23 protein-coding genes are annotated in these 21,543 nt (G+C 58.8%); 15 read left to right on the top strand and 8 right to left on the bottom strand.

Annotation, left to right across the window (positions count from 1 at the left end; genetic code table 11):
* The first annotated feature begins 41 nt into the window (after window positions 1–41).
* From ACZ1HA_RS13095 to ACZ1HA_RS13025, 15 genes are all read left to right on the top strand, one after another.
* Window positions 42–893, top strand: a complete 852-nt coding sequence (locus tag ACZ1HA_RS13095; RefSeq protein ID WP_472714199.1) for an ATP-binding cassette domain-containing protein — start codon at window positions 42–44, stop codon at window positions 891–893.
* Window positions 839–1,576 (top strand): ATP-binding cassette domain-containing protein, encoded by a 738-nt coding sequence (locus tag ACZ1HA_RS13090; protein WP_472714198.1) that lies wholly within the window; start codon window positions 839–841, stop codon window positions 1,574–1,576. The genes ACZ1HA_RS13095 and ACZ1HA_RS13090 overlap by 55 nt, the downstream gene beginning before the upstream one ends.
* Entirely contained in the window at window positions 1,573–2,613 is a 1,041-nt protein-coding gene (locus ACZ1HA_RS13085; protein WP_472714197.1) for an ABC transporter permease, read from the top strand. The genes ACZ1HA_RS13090 and ACZ1HA_RS13085 overlap by 4 nt, the downstream gene beginning before the upstream one ends.
* Window positions 2,610–3,458, top strand: a complete 849-nt coding sequence (locus ACZ1HA_RS13080; protein WP_472714196.1) for an ABC transporter permease — start codon at window positions 2,610–2,612, stop codon at window positions 3,456–3,458. The genes ACZ1HA_RS13085 and ACZ1HA_RS13080 overlap by 4 nt, the downstream gene beginning before the upstream one ends.
* Window positions 3,455–3,589: a hypothetical protein gene (locus tag ACZ1HA_RS13075; protein WP_375230128.1), complete on the top strand. Its 135-nt coding sequence runs from the start codon at window positions 3,455–3,457 to the stop codon at window positions 3,587–3,589. The genes ACZ1HA_RS13080 and ACZ1HA_RS13075 overlap by 4 nt, the downstream gene beginning before the upstream one ends.
* A gap of 12 nt (window positions 3,590–3,601) precedes the next feature.
* Complete coding sequence (locus tag ACZ1HA_RS13070) at window positions 3,602–4,516, top strand: SMP-30/gluconolactonase/LRE family protein (RefSeq protein WP_472714195.1); 915 nt, start codon at window positions 3,602–3,604, stop codon at window positions 4,514–4,516.
* A gap of 25 nt (window positions 4,517–4,541) precedes the next feature.
* Complete coding sequence (locus tag ACZ1HA_RS13065) at window positions 4,542–5,102, top strand: hypothetical protein (RefSeq protein ID WP_472714194.1); 561 nt, start codon at window positions 4,542–4,544, stop codon at window positions 5,100–5,102.
* Window positions 5,103–5,242: 140 nt separating this feature from the next.
* Window positions 5,243–6,169, top strand: coding sequence for a VPLPA-CTERM sorting domain-containing protein (locus ACZ1HA_RS13060; RefSeq protein ID WP_472714193.1), 927 nt, complete (start codon window positions 5,243–5,245; stop codon window positions 6,167–6,169).
* 192 nt (window positions 6,170–6,361) lie between these two features.
* Window positions 6,362–7,750: an alpha/beta fold hydrolase gene (locus tag ACZ1HA_RS13055; RefSeq protein ID WP_472714192.1), complete on the top strand. Its 1,389-nt coding sequence runs from the start codon at window positions 6,362–6,364 to the stop codon at window positions 7,748–7,750.
* A 457-nt stretch (window positions 7,751–8,207) separates the two neighbouring features.
* On the top strand, window positions 8,208–8,792 hold the full coding sequence (locus ACZ1HA_RS13050; RefSeq protein ID WP_472714191.1) for a hypothetical protein: 585 nt from the start codon (window positions 8,208–8,210) through the stop codon (window positions 8,790–8,792).
* A complete protein-coding gene (locus ACZ1HA_RS13045; protein ID WP_472714190.1) occupies window positions 8,792–9,460 on the top strand; it encodes an ABC transporter ATP-binding protein in 669 nt (222 codons plus the stop codon). The genes ACZ1HA_RS13050 and ACZ1HA_RS13045 overlap by 1 nt, the downstream gene beginning before the upstream one ends.
* Window positions 9,457–10,626: an ABC transporter permease gene (locus tag ACZ1HA_RS13040; protein WP_472714189.1), complete on the top strand. Its 1,170-nt coding sequence runs from the start codon at window positions 9,457–9,459 to the stop codon at window positions 10,624–10,626. The genes ACZ1HA_RS13045 and ACZ1HA_RS13040 overlap by 4 nt, the downstream gene beginning before the upstream one ends.
* A gap of 14 nt (window positions 10,627–10,640) precedes the next feature.
* Window positions 10,641–11,411, top strand: coding sequence for a DUF4198 domain-containing protein (locus tag ACZ1HA_RS13035; protein WP_472714188.1), 771 nt, complete (start codon window positions 10,641–10,643; stop codon window positions 11,409–11,411).
* Window positions 11,408–11,743 (top strand): hypothetical protein, encoded by a 336-nt coding sequence (locus ACZ1HA_RS13030; protein WP_472714187.1) that lies wholly within the window; start codon window positions 11,408–11,410, stop codon window positions 11,741–11,743. Before ACZ1HA_RS13035 ends, ACZ1HA_RS13030 begins: the two co-directional genes overlap by 4 nt.
* Window positions 11,744–11,745: 2 nt before the next feature.
* Window positions 11,746–12,654, top strand: a complete 909-nt coding sequence (locus ACZ1HA_RS13025) for a metal ABC transporter substrate-binding protein (RefSeq protein WP_472714186.1) — start codon at window positions 11,746–11,748, stop codon at window positions 12,652–12,654.
* A 90-nt stretch (window positions 12,655–12,744) separates the two neighbouring features.
* Here ACZ1HA_RS13025 and ACZ1HA_RS13020 read toward each other — a convergent pair whose 3' ends face one another.
* From ACZ1HA_RS13020 to ACZ1HA_RS12985, 8 genes are all read right to left on the bottom strand, one after another.
* The gene (locus ACZ1HA_RS13020; protein WP_472714185.1) at window positions 12,745–13,740 is read right to left on the bottom strand and encodes a LacI family DNA-binding transcriptional regulator; all 996 of its coding nucleotides are present in this window, start codon (window positions 13,738–13,740) and stop codon (window positions 12,745–12,747) included.
* Between the two features lie 33 nt (window positions 13,741–13,773).
* The gene (gene rbsK, locus ACZ1HA_RS13015) at window positions 13,774–14,724 is read right to left on the bottom strand and encodes a ribokinase (RefSeq protein ID WP_472714184.1); all 951 of its coding nucleotides are present in this window, start codon (window positions 14,722–14,724) and stop codon (window positions 13,774–13,776) included.
* A 78-nt stretch (window positions 14,725–14,802) separates the two neighbouring features.
* Window positions 14,803–15,801: an ABC transporter permease gene (locus ACZ1HA_RS13010; protein ID WP_375230141.1), complete on the bottom strand. Its 999-nt coding sequence runs from the start codon at window positions 15,799–15,801 to the stop codon at window positions 14,803–14,805.
* Entirely contained in the window at window positions 15,798–17,339 is a 1,542-nt protein-coding gene (locus ACZ1HA_RS13005) for a sugar ABC transporter ATP-binding protein (RefSeq protein ID WP_472714183.1), read from the bottom strand. The genes ACZ1HA_RS13010 and ACZ1HA_RS13005 overlap by 4 nt, the downstream gene beginning before the upstream one ends.
* A 73-nt stretch (window positions 17,340–17,412) precedes the next feature.
* Window positions 17,413–18,333, bottom strand: a complete 921-nt coding sequence (locus ACZ1HA_RS13000; RefSeq protein WP_472714182.1) for a substrate-binding domain-containing protein — start codon at window positions 18,331–18,333, stop codon at window positions 17,413–17,415.
* Window positions 18,334–18,691: 358 nt separating this feature from the next.
* Window positions 18,692–19,474, bottom strand: a complete 783-nt coding sequence (locus ACZ1HA_RS12995) for a ThuA domain-containing protein (protein ID WP_472714181.1) — start codon at window positions 19,472–19,474, stop codon at window positions 18,692–18,694.
* Window positions 19,471–20,517, bottom strand: a complete 1,047-nt coding sequence (locus tag ACZ1HA_RS12990) for a LacI family DNA-binding transcriptional regulator (protein ID WP_375230145.1) — start codon at window positions 20,515–20,517, stop codon at window positions 19,471–19,473. The genes ACZ1HA_RS12995 and ACZ1HA_RS12990 overlap by 4 nt, the downstream gene beginning before the upstream one ends.
* Before the next feature lie 17 nt (window positions 20,518–20,534).
* Window positions 20,535–21,539, bottom strand: coding sequence for an ABC transporter ATP-binding protein (locus tag ACZ1HA_RS12985; protein WP_436398764.1), 1,005 nt, complete (start codon window positions 21,537–21,539; stop codon window positions 20,535–20,537).
* Between the last annotated feature and the right edge of the window lie 4 nt (window positions 21,540–21,543).

Below are 21,543 nucleotides of genomic sequence, written 5' to 3'. Positions count from 1 at the left end.
CGGCACCTGTGTTTTACACAACAGGTTGTTTCGGGAATTTCATGTCAACATCCTCTCGCGATCCGGCGCAGGCACATGTCCATCTGAACGGTGTCACCAAGCGCTACGGCGGTGTCACGGCGCTCGACAACGTCGACTTCTCCTGTGAGCTTGGCTCCGTTCACGCTGTTCTTGGTGAGAACGGCGCGGGCAAATCCACACTGATCAAGATTATGTCCGGTGTTGTGCAGCCGGATGAGGGCGAGATCCGTCTTGATGGGGCGCCGGTCAATTTCTCTCATCCCGCCGCCGCCAACGCGCAGGGCATTGTCTGTATTTTCCAGGAGCTGTCGCTGCTGTCTGATCTATCAGTGGCGGACAATATTTCGATTGCGGATCCACCGCGCCGCTTTAGTCTGATCGACGGCAAAGCACAACGCAGGCGCGCAGAGGAATTACTGGCGCGGATCGGCTGCGAGGACGTCAACCCGATGTCGCGCGTGCGGGATCTGCCGCTGTCGCGCCGGCAGATGGTCGAAATCGCGAAAGCGCTGGCCAAAGACCCCAGCGTTCTCATTCTCGACGAGGCGACGTCCGCGCTGACCGCAGCGGATGTGGATACTGTTTTTGAAATACTGCGCCGTCTGCGTGATGATGGCATTTCGATCCTGACGATCTCTCACCGGATGCACGAAATCGAGGCAATTGCCGACAAATGTTCGGTGTTCCGCAACGGACAGCATATCGAGACATTTGAGCAGGGCGCGCGCACCGAGGGTGAAATCGTCCAGATGATGATTGGTCGCGAAATCACCGCGCACTTCCCACCCAAACCACCACCCCGGATGCCGCCAAGCCGATGCTACAGTTGCGGAACTATTCCTGGGAAGACCGTCTCAGATCAATCGACCTGACCGTTGGCGCGGGCGAAATTGTGGGCCTTGGCGGTTTGGACGGGCAGGGTCAGAAAGAGCTGTTGCTCGGACTTTTCGGTGTGCTCAAAGGAACAAGCGGTCAGGTTACCGTTCAGGGGCAGGACGTTGAAATCAATTCGCCGCAGGACGCCAAAAGAGCAGGCGTGGATCTGGCGCTGATCCCGGAAGACCGCAAAACCGAAGGCCTCATGCTGCCGATGTCGATTGCGGATAACCTTACAATCGCGTCGCTCAAAAGACTGTCGCGCGGGCTGTTCGTTGATGCGGATGCGCTGACAGCCGCGGTGGAAGACGGTATCCAGCGGATGCAGATCAAAGTGGGGTCCAGCGCTGATCCGGTCTCGACCCTATCGGGTGGCAACCAGCAAAAAGTCGTGATTGCCAAATGGCTCATGACGGACCCGAAAATTGTTTTGCTGAATGATCCGACCCGTGGGATCGACGTGGGTACAAAGCAGGAAATCTATCGTCTGCTGCGCAGCCTTGCCGAGACCGGCGCGTCGATTGTCTACTATTCGACCGACTACGAGGAGCTGATCGGGTGCTGTGACCGCGTGGCGGTTATGTACGACGGCGAGATCGTGCGGGAACTGCAGGGCGACGAAATCAATGAACGAAACATCATCGCGTCTGCGCTGAAAATGGATGAGGCCGCTGAATGAACGATCTTAGAGTGCGGCTTGCGCAGAATGCTGCGTTGCTGACGGCAATAGCGATCTTCATCCTGTTCTATGTGTTTTACAACATGAACCACCCGCGGGGCTTTTCGGTGGCAGTTCTGATCCAGAACTCCAACGAAGTCTTCACGCTGGCAATGGTGGCGATGGCCCAGACGGTGCCGGTTCTGATGGGCGGGCTTGATCTGTCTGTCGGAGCGATCATGACGCTGGTGAACACAATCGCGAGCCATTTGCTGAACGGCAGTCCGGCGCAGATCGCGTTTGGCATGGTGCTGAGCCTTGGCGCCGGTGCCGCCTGCGGGTTCATTAACGGCTGCATCGTTGTTTACGGGCGTATCCAGCCAATTATCGCGACACTGGCCACAGGTGCGATTTTCCTCGGTCTCGCGCTGTTTTTGCGCCCCTCCCCGGGCGGCAATGTAGACGATGATCTGTCCTGGGCTGCCACCAACGACCTTTATGAAATTGCGGCGACCTATGGGTATGCGCAGAACGGTGAGGCCGCCTGGTTCCAGCCGATATCGTGGATTCCGGTGCCGCTGGTTCTGCTGGTTCTGGTGGCCCTGTGTGTCTGGATGCCGTTTGCACGGTCTGTTACGGGGCGTACCGTTTATGCGGTGGGGTCCGGAGAGGGGGCTGCGTATATGTCCGGTCTCTCGATTGACCGGGCGAAAATTGCGGCTTTTACGCTGGGAGGCTTCTTTGCAGGAATTGGCGGGCTTTACCTGACACTGCAGACATCTTCGGGCAATGCCGACATCCCGCAGGCCGGGGCCTATACGCTGAATTCCATTGCGGCGGTGGTTATTGGCGGCACCTCATTGCTAGGCGGTGTTGGCACCGCGATCGGGTCCATTTTCGGCGCTCTGATCCTGCGCACCATTTCGTTCAATTTTCGGATCTTTGAGATCGATCCGCTGATGCAGCCCCTCTTCGAAGGTGTCGTGCTGCTGGCGGCGGTGAGCCTTGGGGCCTTCAGGGTGCTGAGGGTCCGGAATACACTGGAGCTGTTCCGATGACGTCGCTGCCGGAAAATACGCCACGGCCACGATTCCGCATGGGTGAGGAAGACAAGCCGATCATCATGGCCGCAGGCTTTATCGTCGTGATCCTCGCCGTCGGCACGGTTTATACACTCTACACGCAGGGGACCGCGACGCTGCTGTCGCCCGAATACCTGCTGCAACAGCTGCAGGTGGGGGCGTTTCTCGGCATCGCGGCGGCGGGCATGATGCTGGTGATCCTGCTGGGTCATATTGATCTTTCGATCCCCTGGACGATTGCCGCCGGTGCCATGATGGCGACAACAGTGGGCGGGCCGATGGCCATTCCGGTGGGCCTTGGTGTTGGTCTGCTCGTGGGGCTGGTGAACGGTCTTGGGGTCGCATACCTTCGGATCCCTTCCATGATTTTCACGCTGGGTGTGAATGCTGTTATGCGTGGGCTGATGGTCGCGCACACGGGCGGTTTTGCGCCGCAGACCGCCGCGACGGACCTGATGCAATATCTTGCCGTGGGCAAAATCCTCGGTATTCCGGTCGCGCTCATGGTCTGGGCCGTCGTGTCCATCGGCGTCATGCTGCTGTTGCAGCGCACGGCGGTCGGAAAAAGCATCTATGCCATCGGGAACAAAGAGGCGGCAGCCTATCTGGCCGGGGTGCCGACGAGGTGGGTGATCGTCTGCGCCTTCTGTCTTTGCGGGATGCTGGCGGGGCTCTCCGGAACATTGCTCGCAGGGTATTCAACCAAAGCCTATCAGGGGATGGGCGACGCCTACCTTCTGCCCGCAATTGCCGCGGTGGTGATCGGCGGGACACATATTCTGGGGGGCGTGGCCGTTACCTCGGGACGCTCGTCGGTGTGATCCTGATCGTTTTGCTGAACTCGGTTCTGTCGATCATGCAGATGCCGGAATCCGGACGGCAGATCATCTACGGATGTGTGATCATTGTCATGCTGCTGGTTTACGGACGCGGATCAAAGGTCACCAGTTAGGAGGAATTCACGATGCTCACTGACGCTTTTGAAGTGATCGACAGGAGGTTCACACAATATGCGATGGCGAATGTGCACCTTGAAACTCTTTACAGTGGGACGCGCTGGGCCGAGGGGCCGGCATATTTTCCGGCGGGCAGGTATCTGATCTGGTCAGACATCCCGAACGACCGGCTTCTGCGGTATGACGAAACCAACGGCGCAGTATCGGAATTCCTGAGCCCTTGCCGCAATCACAACGGCCATACGGTAGACCGCGAGGGGCGTCTGGTGTCCTGCGAGCACCGCGGCCGTTGTGTGAGCCGCGTGGAGGTTGACGGCTCGACCACCATCCTCGCGGACCGGTTTGAGGGAAAACGTCTGAACTCCCCCAATGATGTGGTTGTCAGCTCTGATGGTGCAGTGTGGTTTTCGGATCCCACCTACGGCATCGACAGTGACTATGAGGGAGACAAATCCGAGGCTGAAATCGAGGGGTCATATGTCTACCGAATTGATCCCGGCACAGGTGCTCTGACAGCAGTCATTACCGATATGGTCAAGCCCAACGGCCTCGCCTTCTCGCCGGACGAAAGCCTGCTTTATGTTGCTGACACGGGTGCCACGCATGTTGAAAACGGGCCACAGCACATCAGAACTTTTGCCGTCAATGACGACGGATCGCTGTCGGGCGGAGAGGTGTTTGCCACCTGTGACACCGGGCTTTTCGACGGGTTTCGTGTGGATGTGCATGGCAACATCTGGACCTCTGCCGGGGACGGGGTGCATTGCTATACGCCTCAGGGTGATCTCATTGGCAAGATCCTGACCGGCGAGGTCGTCGCCAATGTGGAGTTCGGCGGTATTAAACGAAACCGGCTGTTTATCTGCGCCACAACAAAACTGCTGGCGGTTTATCTCAACACCAAAGGTGCTTCGAGACCGTAAGCCGGTAGCTCAGACAAGGGAGTTCATGGTGAAAACAGAAAGCTATTTTTCAAAGCCGCAGGGCAGGATCCCCAACAGCCGTTTCCCTCTTCTCATCCACCGGGGGGGCATACCGGGTGGGGGCGTTGATGCGGTCAAATCGACGTTCCGGAAGAACGGATGGGGAAACAACTGGGAGTACCCGGGTATCTACGAATATGCGCATTTCCATTCGACCTCGCACGAGTGCCTCGGGTGCGCTTCCGGCTGGATGGAATTCCATCTCTCAGTTGAAGGCTGGACCACCGTCCGTCTGGAGCAAGGTGATGTGATCGTGATGCCCGCCGGTGTCAGCCACGAAATGACAGGTCACTCAGATGACATCATGATGTGCGGTGGATACGCCGGCGGCCGCGACTGGGATAACATCCAGGAAGCGTTCCTGACGCCGGAGCTTTATTACCAGGCATGCAAGCTGATCATGTCGCTACCAATCCCCGATACTGATCCGGTCACAGGTGGACCACTGCATCAATGGCATGATGCACCGTCGTCCGTAGATGGTGGCTGGAACGATTTCCGTGACGGACTGGATGCATCCTCCTGACTAAATCCCCGCTGTTTCTGTGAAAAAGCCGGGCTTTCACCCAAGCGGGTGATTTCTTTCGGTGCGCGGCTCTGTCGTAGTGTCAGGGCAGTTTTTTGCAGAATTCTCGGGCCGGTGCGGCCCTTAGTGAGGGATTTAGTATGTGGAAGTTTTGTACTGTTTCAGCGGTTTTTGCGTTGGTGCCGGCGTGGTCTTTTGCGGCTACGCTGGAAGTCGCGGGGGTTGTCACCGCAATCGATAACGGCCTGTCAGGTGTGACAAGGGAAGAATTCAAAACCGAAGAGTCCGGGGAAATTGACGGCCTTGTACGTGGCGAGGACAAGGCGTCGCTGGGCCGTGCGGAGGGAACCTCGAATTACACGGTGGATTCAAGAACCGGACTGTTCCGTCTGGGTTCATTTGCCTCTCTCGACCGGAACGTTTCAGATGGTTCGCGTGCGGGCGGCAACATCCGCGTGACGCTGACCGAAAGCTTTGTGGCCCAGGGGACCGGTACCGCGCAGTTCCTGTTCGACTACGATGGCGCGTTTTCTAATGACGGTGATGACAACAGCAGAAGGGGTTACAGCGCAAACAGCCGCGTCGAAGCAGAGCTGTCCGCCACTGTTCAGGACGGCAACCGGCGTGTCACCACGCGGGATCGGACGGGCGCCTCCCAGACGTTTTCGGGCGGCAGCGGTTTTTTTACCTCGTTCACTGAAATTCTGGAGTACCGGAACGATAATCTGTTTTCCGAGCTGAGCAGTATCTCATTTGATCTCGTCGACGGACAGGCATTCGATCTGAGCGTGTCGTTTTTTGTCGGCTCCGGCGCGGGTCTCAACGAAGGGCGGTCAAACGCGGATTTCAACAGTACGGGCCACCTCAGTTTCACCACTTCGGATGGCCTGAACCTGCTGGCGTCCAACCGGAATTTCCTGGCGGATGCGGTGGGACGACCAACGGATCCTGACCCCGACGATCCCACCGATGTGTCAGCGGTTCCGCTGCCCGCTGGCGGTGTCCTTCTTCTGGCCGGGCTGGCGGGTTTCGCAGCCGTTGGACGCAAAGGGAAACCGCGCGTCTGAGGAACCGGCCGGTGACGTTGTGGTTTCTCCCGGAGCTGGCGGGTGGTCTTCCTGCCCGCCAGTTCCACGCGACAACCAAGACGTCCCCGAAGCCCGTTGACCGCGATGGACCGGGTGCAGTGAACACGGTACCGTGGGTCTGTATCAGTATCCCAGAACGGGATCAGAGTGGGGCGTGAAAGGTCAGCGGGTTTGAGTGAGGTAACCAGGGAAACTCTGGAACACAGGATCGAAACATCTGATTTCGAAGACCTGCTCCCGCTTGTTGCTGATCTGGCCGAACAGGGCGACACGGAAGGACTGAACAGAATACTCCAGCCCTTCAATGAACTGATCGGCAAGCTGGAGTTGTCAGCTGATGGCTGGCGTGGTGCCGAAGTCATTCCGTTCTCAGTTCATCTGAACGGGACAATTGCGCGTATGTCGGCGCCAGCGGCGGCCGGTCTTGTCCTGAGGCCTGGCGACAACCTTGCCCCGCTTCTTAATCCTGCAGGGCAGCGTGTTTTAGAGGAAGTGGCAGCACAAGGTGGCCCGGAACGTCTGGTTTCGGCCGAAATACTGGCAAACGGGCGCACGGCGCTTGTGGGCATAAAACGCACCAAAAATGAGATCTTTGCCCGTGCACTGGCAACCTTCTGGCGGCCGGAGATCGAGGAATCGCTGCATCGCGATTTCCAGCTCAGCAAAACCGAGACCGAAGTTGCACGCGGCCTGTTCGAAGGGTTGCGGGCAAAGACAATAGCCGGGCTGCGCAGCCGTTCGGCAGAAACAGTGCGCAGTCAGATCAAGTCGATCTTCCAGAAGACCAATGTGACGAATGCGCTGGAATTTGTGCACCTGATCTATGGTCTGAACGCGCATGCATCGGTCAATGTGCCCCGGTCTGCTCTGTCGCGCAGTGGTGAATCGCGACTGTGGCGGGGCACCGACTGGACCATAGATGTCTTTTGTGACGGCCCGGAGCAAGGCCGGCCCCTTCTGTTCATGCACGGCTGCCTTGGTGGGTGCCGGTTTGTTGAACACGCACGGGAACGCCTGAGCGGGCGGCTGGTGATCGCGCCAGGCCGTCCAAACCATGGGCGTACCCCGGACACCGGCAGGCCGTGGAAGGAAACCCCCGAGGTAGCGGCGCTCCAGGCGTTGTCCGTTCTTGACAGTGCTGACATCCGACAGGTGGATGTGGTCGCCTATGATGTCGGCGCCGCCGGAGCCCTGACACTTGCGGCGATGGCGCCGGAACGTGTCGGACGCGTTGTCATTGTCTCGTGCCTGCCGCCGATGCCGCGGCTGACGGATATTATGGCCATTCCCAGACAGCAGCGCGTTTTCCCCGTCCTGAGCCGCATTTCTGCGGAGGTCGGAAAAGCGCTGGCGCGGCTGGGGGGCGAGCGGTTGCTGGAACGCGGCCCGGATACCTTTGGTGACATTGTGTTTGCGGGTGCAGAGGTGGACATTTCTGCCTGCCGGGACCCGGGCGTGTCAGAGCAGTTCTGGCGCGGGCATGGATGGCATACAGTGCAGGGGCCGGACGGCTTTTTTACGATGCGGCCCTGGCGGGCACGGCATGGCACGAAAATCTGAGCGATCTCTCTGTTCCGGTTGTGTTTGTCCACGGGGAAGCGGATGCCAGCGCACCCCTGGGCACTGTTCAGGCTCTGGCGGACAGAGTGGGAGGCGAAGTGCGGGCCAGTCCGCGGGTTGGCCATGCCCTGCTGCACGCCCAACCCGACCTGTGGTTGAATGCACTGGACGATGATCGCGTGTGATCCCTGGCGTGCTGGCGTTTCATGTGCGCCGTGGCGGGAAAAACTGCAACAAATCACGCCAGATGCTAGCCAAAGGCCTGCAGCGCGCTAGTCTGACAGATTGAGAAAATGACGTGGGACGAAAGCCCGTTTGACCTGACCGGACAGACGGGCAATCAAAGGGGTGCAAAAATGCTTTCGGATCCTCGGACAATTGTCAGGAGCGGGCCGTCAGTCATCGCTCCTCAGGCGTGACGCCGGAGCAGCACTCAGTGGGAACGATGGAAAAAAGTATGCGCGAAAGACTGTTGCTTGGGGGAATGTTCGCCCTTGGGCTGGCTGCCATCGGGGGGTTCGTCCTGTTTTCATCTGACAGGGAGCCCGGCGTCTCACCGACCACCGCTTTTTCGGTGCCCGGGAAGCCCGGTATGACGGTCGATGTTGCCCACGAGCTTTTCTACCAGCTGACGCCAGCGCTGTTGCTTGTGGTGTATGAAGCGTTCGCCGAGACCGAGGAAGCCGCGATCTACGATACGCTGGAAAGTGTGACTCACGGCGATGCCCTCGAATTTCTCTACCTTGAGCGGGTGGGCGCAATGGCCGGTGGCGGGCTTGAGGAAGCTGATCAGACAATTCACGAAATCAGCCTTCTCGAAACGCAGGTCAGACGCGATGACGCAACGCTGGAAATTGATGCATCCTGGCAGGTCATCGGCACAGTTGGTCACGCGGAACACCTGCATGTGAGGGGCAATACCTACAGCGCGGAGCTGCTTGTAGCACCCGTGGACGGGGCCTGGCGCATCACCGGTTTCGAGCTTCTGGACGTGAACCGGGATGCCGCGGGCGAAACCTTTCTGGCGCCAGAGACAAACTGATGCTGACGATCGAAAATCTTGCGTTCAGCTACGGGGCGACCGGGTTCCGGCTCAGCATCCCGGAACTGGTGGTAGCGGACAGGGACCGGCTGGCCATTGTCGGCCCCAGCGGCAGCGGCAAGACGACGTTGCTTAATCTTGTTGCTGGTATTCTGTCCCCGGAAAGTGGTCGGATCCGGATTGGCGACAAGGATGTGGTTGAAATGTCTGACGCGGAACGCCGTCAGTTCCGCGCGACCCGTATCGGTTTTGTTTTCCAGGATTTTGCTCTGCTTGATTACCTGTCGGCACGCCAGAACATTCTTTACCCATACCGGATCACGCCCGCGCTGAAGATGGATGCAGAGGTACGCGACAGGGTGCAGACGCTGGCGGATGCCTGCGGCATCGGCAACAAGCTTGACCGGCATCCGGATGCGCTGAGCCAGGGCGAACAGCAGCGCGTGGCAATCTGCCGGGCGCTTGTCACAAAGCCGAAGCTGATCCTGTCGGATGAGGCCACGGGTAATCTCGATCCCGAAAGCAAAACGCGCATCCTTGATCTGCTGTTTGAGCAGTCCGAACAGGCGGGGGCCGCAGTTCTGGCCGTGACACATGATCACGAACTCCTGCCACGCTTCCCGCGTGTGCTGGATTTCGCGCAGTACCGGGAAAGTGTTCCGGCATGAATGTCCTTTTTCTGGCGTACTCGTATCTTCGGTATCACCGGGCGCGCAGCCTGGTGCTGATCTTTGTGACGGCGCTCATTCTGTTTGTGCCGGCGGCCACGCAGATCCTGTTGTCCACCAGCGAACGCGCACTTGTTGCGCGTGGCGAGGCGACACCGCTTCTGATGGGCGCGCGGGGGTCCCAATTGGACCTGACGATGGCCGCTCTCTACTTTTCGGAGGAAAGCCCTGAACCTGTCGCGATGCGCGAGGTCGAGGCGATCTGGGACTCAGGCCTGGGCATTCCGATCCCTTTGCACACGGCCTTTTCATCATCCGGTTTCCGGATCGTCGGCACATCGCTCGACTATTTTGATTTCCGGGGCCTTTCGCTGTTGGACGGTCGTGGTCTTTCTTTGCTGGGTGACGCGGTTATCGGATCCAAAGTCGCTGAGGCGCTCGGAAAAGGTGTCGGAGACTCGCTGGTTTCTGCGCCGGAGAACCTTTTTGATCTGGATGGTGTATATCCGCTGGAGATGCCCGTTGTGGGCGTTCTGGCGCCAACCGGCACCCCGGACGACGAGGCCGTTTTCGTTGATATCAAAACAGCCTGGGTGATCCAGGGCATCGGACACGGTCACGAAGATGTTGTCACAAGCGCCGAGGTTGCCGCGGGCACTGCAGCCCTCGCCAGTGCAGCCGTTGTCGAATACCAGCGCATCACGCCGGACAATATCGAAAGCTTCCATTTTCACGGGTCGCAGGACGATTTCCCCACATCTGCTGTGATTGTGGTGCCAAACAACACCCGGTCGGCGACGATCCTGAAGGGGCGGTATCTGGACAGTGAACTGCCCACGCAGCTGGTCAGCCCCGGCGTCGTTGTCCAGGGGCTTGTGGACCGGATTTTTCGCATCCGATCGCTGCTGAGCGCCGTAACTGTTATCATAGCAGTTGCTGCATTTGCTGCCATTGGTCTGGCATTATTTCTCAGTTTCCGTCTGCGCGCGCGGGAGATTTCCACCGCAGTCAAACTGGGGGCCAGACGGGGAATGGTGCTGAGGCTCTTGGCGGCAGAAACCGGAGCACTACTGTTTATTTCACTGAGTATTGTGGCCCTGGCGGTCGGGGTGCTCTCACAATATGCTGAAGCGTGGGTTGGCTGGTTACTCGCGCTCGGAACCTGACTATGGGAGATATTATGAAGCGCATTATTCTGAATTCGACACTTGCCGGTCTCATCGCAGCAACACCTGCGTTTGCCCACTACGGCATGATTATTCCGGATGATCCGATGATCAGCCAGGAGGATGGCCGCAGTGTTGCGCTGACCATGTCGTTTTCCCACCCGTTTGAAATGCATGGTATGACCCTCGGAGAGCCGGTTGCGTTCACTGTAACCCACGAAGGGAACACAGTGGACCTGTCCGGTGATCTGACGGCTGCCACGGTGATGGACGACGAAGGGTTCACCCTGAATTATCCGCTCGAACGCCCGGGGACTTACATCTTCGCAATGGAGCCCCAGCCCTACTGGGAACCCGCCGAGGACGCATTCATCATCCACTACACCAAGACCTACGTGACCGCGTATGGGGATGACGAGGGATGGGACACAGAACTGGGTCTCAAGACGGAAATCGTGCCGCTGACCAAACCTTTTGGTCTTTGGGAACACAACGTGTTTCAGGGCGTCGTCAAGCTGGACGGTGAGCCCGTACCCTATGCCGAGGTTGAGGTGGAATTCTTCAATGACGGTGCCGGTGCAACCGTACCGGATGAGCTGATGATCACGCAGACCGTGAAGGCAGATGCCGACGGCGTCTTTACATATGCCGCCCCGTCGGATGGATGGTGGGGCTTTGCTGCCCTGAACACCGCTGACTACACGCTGCCTCAGGATGGCACCGACAAGGACGTGGAACTGGGCGCTGTGATCTGGGTTCACTTTGAAGAATGGACGGGCAAGTGATCCGCGTCACTGCAGTCGCTGCCCTGCTGGCCACCGCCCCGTTGTCGGTGGCCGCCCATCAGCTTGTGGTTTTCGCGTCTGTTGACTGCGAGGCGGTCACCGTCGAGGCAAAGTTTTCGAACGGCCGCGTCGTTCAGCAGGGCGAGGTGCGCGTGCTTGACGGAGACAACAGTCTTTTGACCACCCTAAAGCTCAAGGATGACGGACAGGTTCAGGTCCCGCTGAACAGCGTCGATCATTCGGGTGGCCTTGTGATCGAAGTCGACACCGGCAGTCACGACAACTACTGGATCGTGACACCGGAAGACATTGCCCGGAAGTGCGGGAGCTGATCGTGACACAGATTCATCGGTTCCTCGCCTGCGCGACTGCGTTCTTTCTGGTTGTGGCCGGGCCCGGCTCGGCGCAGGATACGCCGCGCGTGGTCACCGTGAACTACCCCCTGCAGTATTTCGCCGAACGCCTGCTGGGTGATGACGCGGAGGTGGTTTTCCCGGTGCCTGCAGACGTGGACCCGTCCTTCTGGCGTCCGGGTGTTTCCGATATCAGCATGATTCAGGCGGCTGATCTTATCCTGCTCAATGGTGCTGGCTTCGCCACGTGGATCGACCGGGTTTCCCTGCCACGATCCCGGCTGGTGAATACCTCAGACGGTTTTTCAGACCAGTTCATAGTGACTGAAAGCATCACGCACAGTCACGGGGACGGTGGCGAGCATTCTCATGAAGGGCTGGCGTCATATACCTGGCTCGACCCGGTTCTGGCCGCCGCGCAGGCTGAAGCTGTTGCAGATGCCATTGTTGCCCGTGGCCTTGCAGGTGAACAGGACGTGCGGGACCGGCTGAATGCGCTGCAAGCTGAGCTGAGTACACTGGATGCTGAAGCAGAATCCCTGTTGTCCAGGAGTGGCGAAACCGGCTTTATTGCGACACATCCCCGGTATCAGTATTTCGCGCGCCGATACGGGCTGTCGGTTTCATCGCTGGAGTGGGAAGCCGGCAGAGACCCGGATGGCGCTGGTCTGGAAGAACTGCGCCAGCGCGTCGGTGACACGGGTGCTGGCGTGCTGATCTGGGAAGCTGAACCCTCGGCTGATGCGGTGAGAGCAGCGGGCGAAATCGGTGTTGAGAGCGCTGTTTTTGAAACCATGGCGCATCGTCCTGCAGAAGGTGATTTCCTGGATGCATTCCGGGCGGCCCTGTCGAACATCCGACAAGCGGAAGGTGTGTCAGCGGGCAATTAATTGGCCTGCCTCCGGTCCGCCGGAAAATGGCCCGGGTCAGGCGTTTGCTCACGAGCCCGTCCAAGCACTGTAAACCTGTGCCATGGCCGGTCAGGAAGCTGGCGGACGTCCCGTTGATCCGCGCACGACCAGATCACCATCGATCAGGACGTCACTGCGGTCGCCATTGTCGTCTTCCAGTACGCGCTGTACGGCATCCCGGGCCAGAAGTTCGGTCTGCTGTGCGACCGTCGTCAGCCGGGGCACAACCAGCGAAGCAAGCGTGATGTCGTCAAACCCAGCCACCGAAACGGCCTCCGGCACAGCGATGTCCATATCCCGCGCAGCCCGCAGCACGCCGATGGCCATCTGGTCACTGGCCGCGACAATTGCCGTGGGGCGCTGGCCAGCCGGTTCCAGCAGCAGAGAACGCGCAAGGTGCTCTCCGCTGTCATAGTCAAACTGCCCTTCGTAGACAGACAGGCTCAGCGCCGGATTCTGCAATTTGTGGATGTCAAACTGTTCCCGGAATCCCTCAAGTCTCTGCCGCCCGACATCCGTCGACTGGGGGCCGGCCAGATAGGCAATCCGCGTGTGGCCGAGACTGATCAGATAGGTCGCCATCTTGGCCGACGAACTGGCATTGTCAGTCCCGACAAGCGGGAACGTGCCGAGGCGCCGGTCAACGGAGATGACTTGTGTCTCGCCGGATTTCACAGTGACGCTGGTGTCATTGCAGGCGGCAACAATGAGGCCCCTTGGGGAGCGGTCAAGGAGCGCGGCGATCTGGTGACCTTCGGTGATTGAATCGTCATGGGAGTTGGTCAGCATGACCGTGTGCCCACGACGGGACGCCTCAGTTTCGATGTCTTTCGCAAGCTGCGCAAAGAACGGATTGGTGATGTCAGGCACCACGAGGCCTATGATGCTCGCGCGGTTGGTGCGCAGGGCGCGCGCGGCCATATTCGGTCTGTAGTTCAGATCAGTAACTGCCTTGAGCACCCGTTCCCGCAGGGCATCCTTGACGGTCGTATCCTTGGACAGAACTTTCGAGACCGTTCCCACGGAAACCTGCGCCAGTTGCGCGACGTCCTTGACCGTAGCCATTTCCAGCAGTCCTTCCCCAGACTCCGTCGGGGTTCAGGCCCCGTTTGACACCACAATGCCTGGCGTCACGGCAATTGTAAATTCATCGAGATCCGGGCGCCGGGGCATGGCCTCTGCAGCGCCATGATGAGTCGTGGCAAGAGCCGCAGCAAAGACCGCGCGTTCGATTGCACCGTCCACAGGCATCCCCGCTGCGAGTCCTGCTGCAAGTGCGCCGTTGAAACAGTCGCCCGCGCCAACGGTATCTACAGCCTCGACGGAAGAGGCGGGCATTTGCCCGGTTGAGGCGTCGATGCTCCACGCCACACCCACTTCACCCATCGTGACAATGGCTCCACGAGGGCCGAAACTGCGCAGAAGACGCGCGGCCCTCTCTGCGTCAGTGAGTGTTTCGGGGGCGTGTCCAAGGATTTGCCTGGTTTCATGAGCGTTCGGTGTGATGATGTCGAAGGCCTCAAGCGTGTCCCGGGACCAGAACGGAACGGGTGCCGGCGCCGGGTCCATGATGACCTGCACGCCGTTCTCGCGCGCGATCTGTGCCGCCGTAAGCGAGGCGGAAACCGGAACTTCGTTCTGCAACAGCAGGACTTTGGCAGCAGCGATAGCGTCGGCGTGACGGGCAATGTCTGATGAGGAAAGCGTACGGTTTGCGCCTTCGGCGAGACGGATAATGTTGCCGCCGTCCGGCCCCACATCAATGAATGCCATACCGGTTGTCGCGGCGGGATGGCTCCCCCTGGCAAGAATCACACCCTCTTTCTCCAGGGTCCTGGTGACGTCCTCGCCAAACCCGTCGGCACCTGTCGCAGCAATCATTGTAACAGATGCGCCCAGTCTGGCTGCAGAAACTGCCTGATTGGCACCTTTACCGCCAAGGCCAATGCGCGTCGTGCTGGCGGAAACTGTTTCTCCGATCCCGGGCCACCTTGTGAGGTAACTGGTGAGATCAACGTTGATACTTCCGACGACAACAATATCGGTCATGATGCTACCCCGCTGGGATTGACTGAGTTGACAGAAAGACCGGAACGCCCGGTTTGGCCGAAGCCGCCCTGATCCCGGTCACAACGCAGAATATTTCGCGCGGTAGTGATCCAGAATAACGGCAACAACTATGACGACGCCTGTAATCATCTGGCGGACAAAGTCGCTCAGACCAATCAGGATCAGACCGTTTGCCAGAACACCGATGATAAACGCACCCAGCAACGTGCCGATCACCGACCCGCGGCCACCGCTGAGGCTGGTGCCGCCAATAATTACTGCAGCAATAGCGTTCAGTTCGAAACCGATCCCGGCAATGGGAGACGCGATGTTGAGGCGGGCCATATAGATGATCGCTGCGATGCCTGCGCAAAGACCGCAGATCGAGAATGCAGAGACCTTGTACCAGAACACGTTGTGCCCTGCGAGACGCACAGCTTCCTCATTGTTCCCGATGCCATAGATCAACCGGCCAAAGACGGTTCTGTTCAGAATGAACCAGGCCACAAGAACCAGCGCCAGTGCCACGAGAAACACCACCGGTACGCCGAAAATAAGCTTTGAGCCGAATTCCTCGAAGGCGAAGGGGAAGGAGTAAATGGTCTGCGCGCCTGAGATTTGCAGGCCGGCACCGCGCGCGATATTGAGCATGCCCAGGGTGATGATGAAAGAAGGCAGTGACCACCATGCGCTGACCGCACCGTTGATAATGCCGCAGATCATGCCAGCCATCAGTCCGGCCAGCACGGCAAGGATAATCAGCTCAGTCGGTCCCATGCCAGGCAGCGTGATTGCTTTTCCGGCAACCACGGCAGCAAAAGCCATCACAGACCCCACAGACAGGTCGATCCCACCGATCAGGATCACAAAGGTCATCCCCACAGCCAGGATCAGATTTATCGTAATCTGTGTCAGGATGTTGGTGATGTTGTTGGCAGACAGGAAGTGTTCACTGGCGATCGAGAAAAAGGCGATCATGAGCAGAAGGGCGAGGCCGATCCCTGCGTTGTTGATAATACTGCGGACAGACAACTGACGTCTCCCTGATGTGGCGGGGATGGTTTCTGCGGTGCTCATGCCGATTTCCTTTCTGTTGAGGCATCCTGCCCGTAGGCAAGTTGCAGAATGCGTTCCTGGGAATAGTCGGCACTGTTGAGCGTGCCCTGGATGCGGTGCCCTGCCATGACCAGCATGCGGTCGGTCAGGGTGATGAGTTCAGGAAGCTCTGACGACACGACGATCATCGACATGCCCTGTGCGGCCAGCTCCCGCAGAATGCTGTAGATCTCGGCCTTTGCGCCCACATCCACGCCGCGGGTGGGTTCATCCAGCAACAGAACGTCGGGGCGTCCGGCAAGCCACTTGGCCAGAACGACTTTCTGCTGGTTGCCACCGGACAGGCTCGAAACCGCATCGGCCAGTTTGCCGTACTTCAGCCGAAGCCTGGCTCCGCCGTGGGTTGCAAGATCTCGTTCCGCAGCAAAGTCCAGCAGACCTTTTCGGGAGACAGAATTCAGATCAACCAGCGACGTGTTTGCAGCAATGGACATATCCAGGATGAGGCCTTCGTCCTTACGGTCTTCGGTCACAAACCCAATGCCGGCGGCAATTGCGTCGCGCGGGCCACTGATGTCGACTGGCTTGCTGTCTTTCAGTACGGTTCCTGATACCTTGCGGTCAGCACCGAATATCGCGCGCAGTACTTCTGTGCGTCCGGCGCCGACCAGCCCTGCGACGCCCAGGATTTCCCCCTTGCGCAGGTCAAAGCTGATGCTTTCGGAGGTGTTGTTCGCGGGTGTAACCAGCCTGCGTATCGACAGGGCCAGCGGGGCATCGGTGTCCGGGCCGGCGGCCCCGTTTTCCTGGTCGTCAAGCGTGCGCCCGACCATGTAACGCACCACATCCTGTGGCGTCACATCTGCGATGGCCTCTGTGGTGATGGTGTGCCCGTTCCGGAACACCGTGACCCGGTCGCAGATCCCAAAAACTTCATCGAGATGATGTGAGACAAAGACCACCGTGACGCCTTTGGCCCTGATGCCACGCACGATTTCAAAAAGACGGTCTGTTTCCCGTTCTGTCAGGGTTGCAGTCGGTTCATCGAGAATGAGAATACGGCTTTCACTCTGCAGGGCGCGGGCAATCTCGATCAGCTGACGATGCGCGATCCCGAGATTGCGGACCGGGGCTGTGACGTCCACGTCGCTCAGGCCAATGGCATCCAGCGCGCGCCTTGCCCGGCGATTCATCTCGCTGCGGTCCAGCAGGCCCAGTCGGGTACGGGGCAGGGCTTCGATCGAGATGTTTTCAGCCACGCTCAGATCGTTGAGCAGGTTGAACTCCTGGTGGACGACCTGAACACCTGCCAGTTTTGCGGCATGCGGAGAAGTGGGCTGGTAAACCTTGCCGTCAAGCCCGATCTGTCCTGCGTCGAACATGTGTACGCCCGACAACACTTTGATAAGGGTGGACTTCCCGGCTCCGTTTTCCCCGACAAGAGCGTGGATCTCTCCGGCAACGAGATCAAAGCTGACACCATCCAGGGCGTGGATACCCCCAAAAGACTTGCGCAGGTCGCGCACTGTGAGCATGGGGGATTTCACTGCTTCTCTCATGTCCGTCGTCCTTTGCAGTCTTCTGGTTAAGAAGGGGCGACCGGCGACTGGCCGCAGGCCGCCCCGGTGAGGATCAGTTGCCACCGACCAGTTCGATAGGGGTTTTCACCCAGCCTTCGAGTTGAGGGCCGCCTTTCACGACGTCGAGCGCGAGGTCGATGGAATTTGCGGCCATTTCCTTGCCGAACTGATCGACACTCGCCAGAAGACGCCCGTCTTCGATCATCGGGATCACCGCTGGGATCGCGTCAAACCCCACGACTTTGATGTCAGTGCGGCCGGCTGCTTCGAGCGCTTTGACCACCCCGATCGCCATCGAGTCGTTGGCCGCCATAACGCCCTGAATGTCAGGATTGGCCGTCAGCATGGTTGAAAGGACCTGATTGGCCTCTTCTGTTTCCCAATGGGCCGTCCGGCTGTCCAGGAGGTCGAGCTTGTGCTCAGCCACCGCGTCCTCAAAACCGAGACGGCGCTGGGTCGCATTGTCGGCCCCGGGGTTTCCTTCGATGATGACGACCTTGCCGCCTGCGCCGAGAGCCGCCCCAAGAGCATCGCCCGCCAGTTTGGCACCACCACGATTGTCCGGCCCGACAAAGGCCAGCTCGACACCCTGTTGCTTCTTGGCGTCTGCATCCAGTGCAACGTCAAAATTGACCACTACGATACCGGCCTCCATCGCCTTCTTCAGCGGACGGACCATGGCTTTGGAATCTGCTGGAGCAACAACGATCGCGTCGACGCCCTGGGTGATAAAGTTTTCCACCGCGTTGATCTGGGATTCAAAATCGGTCTCGTTCTGCATGCCCACTGCACGCAGTTCATAATCGCCGCGTCGCTCCGCGTGAGCTTCTGCGCCTTCCAGCATGTTCTGGAAGAATTCATTCGCCAGCGATTTCATAATCAGACCGACAACCGGCTTGTCGTCGGCGCCCGCAATACCTGCAGACAAAAGGATTCCGGTCGCTGCCACGGCAGCGAGTTTAAAGAGCTTCATATGAGCCTCCCTGATGGTTGTGCCGGTCTCCTCTGCGCTGAAACGGGCGCTTGTCCGGCGTGGTCAAAGAAAGTCAGGGAAGGTGATTCGTGTCAATATGAAACGTTTCATAAAATCCATGGGCTGGCTTTTTGAGGTGGTAGTGAGTTCAGGAAAATTTACTAAGTATATAAAAATATAAATTTATTTTGCATTTTTTCTGGCGATTTTCTGCATATTGCGCCCGGGGATATTTCGCCAAAAATGAAATTTTCATATGCAGGCAATTTGCATTCACAGGTAGCGACACCTGTCCGACGACACAAAATGCCGGGTACCGTGGCTGAGCTTCCACCGGCTGCGGTGCCTGGCTCCCAGACTAGCGAAACCCGCCCTGGCCGTCGGTGTGCAGTTTCGGTCCGCGCTCCTCTATGAGTTCAGGCGCGTTTTCTGTCTCGCGGTTTGGTGCCTCACCGACACTGCGGATACGCTCTGACCCGGGGCACGCCCATTTCACGGCGTTCCTCAGCACAAGGCGCACGTTCGTGTCATAGTAGGTTGGGTAGGTCTCATGCCCTGGCCGGAAGTAAAACACATTCCCCGCACCGCACCGATAGGTCAGTCCTGACCGGAATACTTCGCCGCCCTGAAACCAACTGATGAAAACCGTCTCAAGCGGTTCCGGGACACGAAACGGCTCGCCATACATTTCTTCGTGCTCAAGTTCAAAAAACTCAGGCAATCCGTGGGCGATGGGGTGCCCGGGCGTTGTCACCCACAGCCTTTCGCGCTCCCCGGCTTCCCTCCACGTCAGCGAACAGGGCGTGCCCATCAGCTTTTTGAAAATCTTGGCGAAATGCGCGGAATGCAGGAGGATAAGCCCCATCCCGCCCCAGACCGCCTCCGCGACCCGGTCGACGACTTCGTCGGAAACCTCTCCGTGAGCGGCGTGCCCCCACCAGATGAGCACATCCGTAGCTTCAAGGCGGGCTTGCCGCAGGCCATGTTCGGCCTCCTGCAGAGTTGCTGTGGTCGCACTTATGCCGGGATCTTCATTCAGAGCGGCTGCAATGCAGTTGTGCATCCCGTCCGGATAGACCGACGCCACCGTTTCGCTGGTTTGTTCGTGGACGTTCTCGCCCCAGACTACTGTGCGGATCATCCTGCGCCTCTCTGTCCACCGGAACCTCGAGGGGGCGCCGTGCTGGCGCGGACAATAAGTTCCGGCCGGATCACAACAGGTGCGTCGGCGCCGTCCTCATCGTTGAGAATGGCTATGAGTTTACGACAGGCAAGCTGGCCCCATTCGCGACGGGGCAGGCGGACACTCGTCAGACCCGGATTGAAGATGGCGGCATATGGCATGTCATCGTAGCCAATGACCGAAATGTCTTCGGGCACGCGCACGCCAGCGCGAACCAGACCATGCAGCAAACCGGTGGCGGTTTCGTCATTGTGCACGAAGACTGCGGTGGGCAGATCGCCGGATGCCAGCAGGCGCTGTGCTGCTTCAAGGCCATACTCCACAGAAAGATGACCGGTCAGTTCACGGTCATTCTGGAGCGGTATGCCTGCGTTTTTCAGTGTCTGAGAAAACCCGTGATAGCGGCGTTCCATTCCATTGGTCTGCAGAGGGCCACATACCTGAACGATGTCGCGGTGCCCGAGTTTTATCAGATGCCCGGCGGCCAGCCTGCCACCCATGACATCGTCGGTCCGGACGGTGGGCAGCTCGATTTCCTTGTGCCCGCCGCAGGACACAACCGGAGGCCCTGCATAGACGCCGTTCTCGTCACTCGGCAGAAGATCTTCCAGAAAGCCATTGGTGTTCAGAATGAGCCCGCCCGCCTTGTTCATCAGCAGCATGTCGGAAAAGGCGCGTTCGCTTTCGGCATCCTCAGAGGTGTCACCGATCAGCAGAACATAGCCGTGGGCGCGGGCTTCCTCCTCAATTCCTTTGAAGAATTCAGCAAAGAAAGCGTTGGTGATCTCGGACACCAGAACCAGCAGTGTTCTGCTGCGCCCGCGCCGCAAATCGCCAGCCGCCTGATTGGCTCTGTAGCCAAGACGTTTCATGACCTTGAACACATGATCGCGCGTCTTGGCCTTTACGTCATCCGGGCGCGACATAGCGCGACTGACAGTGGCAACAGACACACCTGCCTCGCGTGCGACGTCCTTAACTGTTGGGCGCTTTGAGGTCATTTTCGTATCCGGCTCTTTCAGGCGGCAACAGGCCGGCCCTGATCATTGAATTTATGAATGAAGTCAGGGCGTGGTCGCAAGTGAACAGTGTCGCCGACTTCCTGATCGTGCTGTCCGTCAAGGCTGACCGTCAGAACACCGGCATCCGGCACGCGCACATAGAGAATGGTGTCGTGGCCCAGCCGTTCGACCAGAGTCACCTGGCCTTCCCAGGAATCGTCGTTCCGGCCAAGGGTGAAGTGCTCCGGCCGCACGCCCAGTGTCGCGGCACCAACGGCGTCCGCATAGCGGCCTTTTACGAAATTCATTTTGGGTGAGCCGATAAAGCCTGCAACAAACTCAGTTGCCGGGTGATTGTACAAATCCATCGGGCTGCCCACCTGTTCAATGTACCCGCCGTTCAGAACGACAATACGGTCAGCCATGGTCATCGCTTCGACCTGGTCATGCGTTACGTAGATCATTGTCGTCTGCATGCGCTGGTGCAGCTCGCTGATTTCGACACGGGTTTCCGAGCGCAGCGCTGCATCGAGATTGGACAGTGGCTCATCCAGCAGAAAAACCTGAGGGCTGCGCACAATGGCCCGGCCGATCGCCACGCGCTGGCGCTGCCCCCCGGACAACTGACCTGGCTTACGGTCAAGGTAGGGGCCCAGCTTGAGCGCATCTGCCGCTTCCTGTACTTTCGCTGCGATCTCATTTTTCGGACGCCGTTCCAGGCTCAGGGAAAACCCCATGTTTTCTGCAACGGTCATCTGCGGATAGAGCGCATAGGACTGAAAAACCATCGCAATGTCCCTTTGGCGCGGCGACAGGGTATTGGCGCGCGTTTCACCGATCATCAGATCTCCGCCGGTCACGTCTTCAAGGCCGGCAATCATGCGCAGCAGCGTTGACTTGCCGCATCCGGACGGCCCGACAAAGACTACGAACTCGCCATCTGAGATGGACAGATTGATGTCATGCAGGACCTCGACATCGCCGTATGCCTTGGACAGGTTTCTGAGTTCCACACCAGCCATCTTG

This window comes from Roseobacter sp. S87 (assembly GCF_055693285.1).
This window is presented reverse-complemented; position numbering and strand designations above follow the sequence as displayed.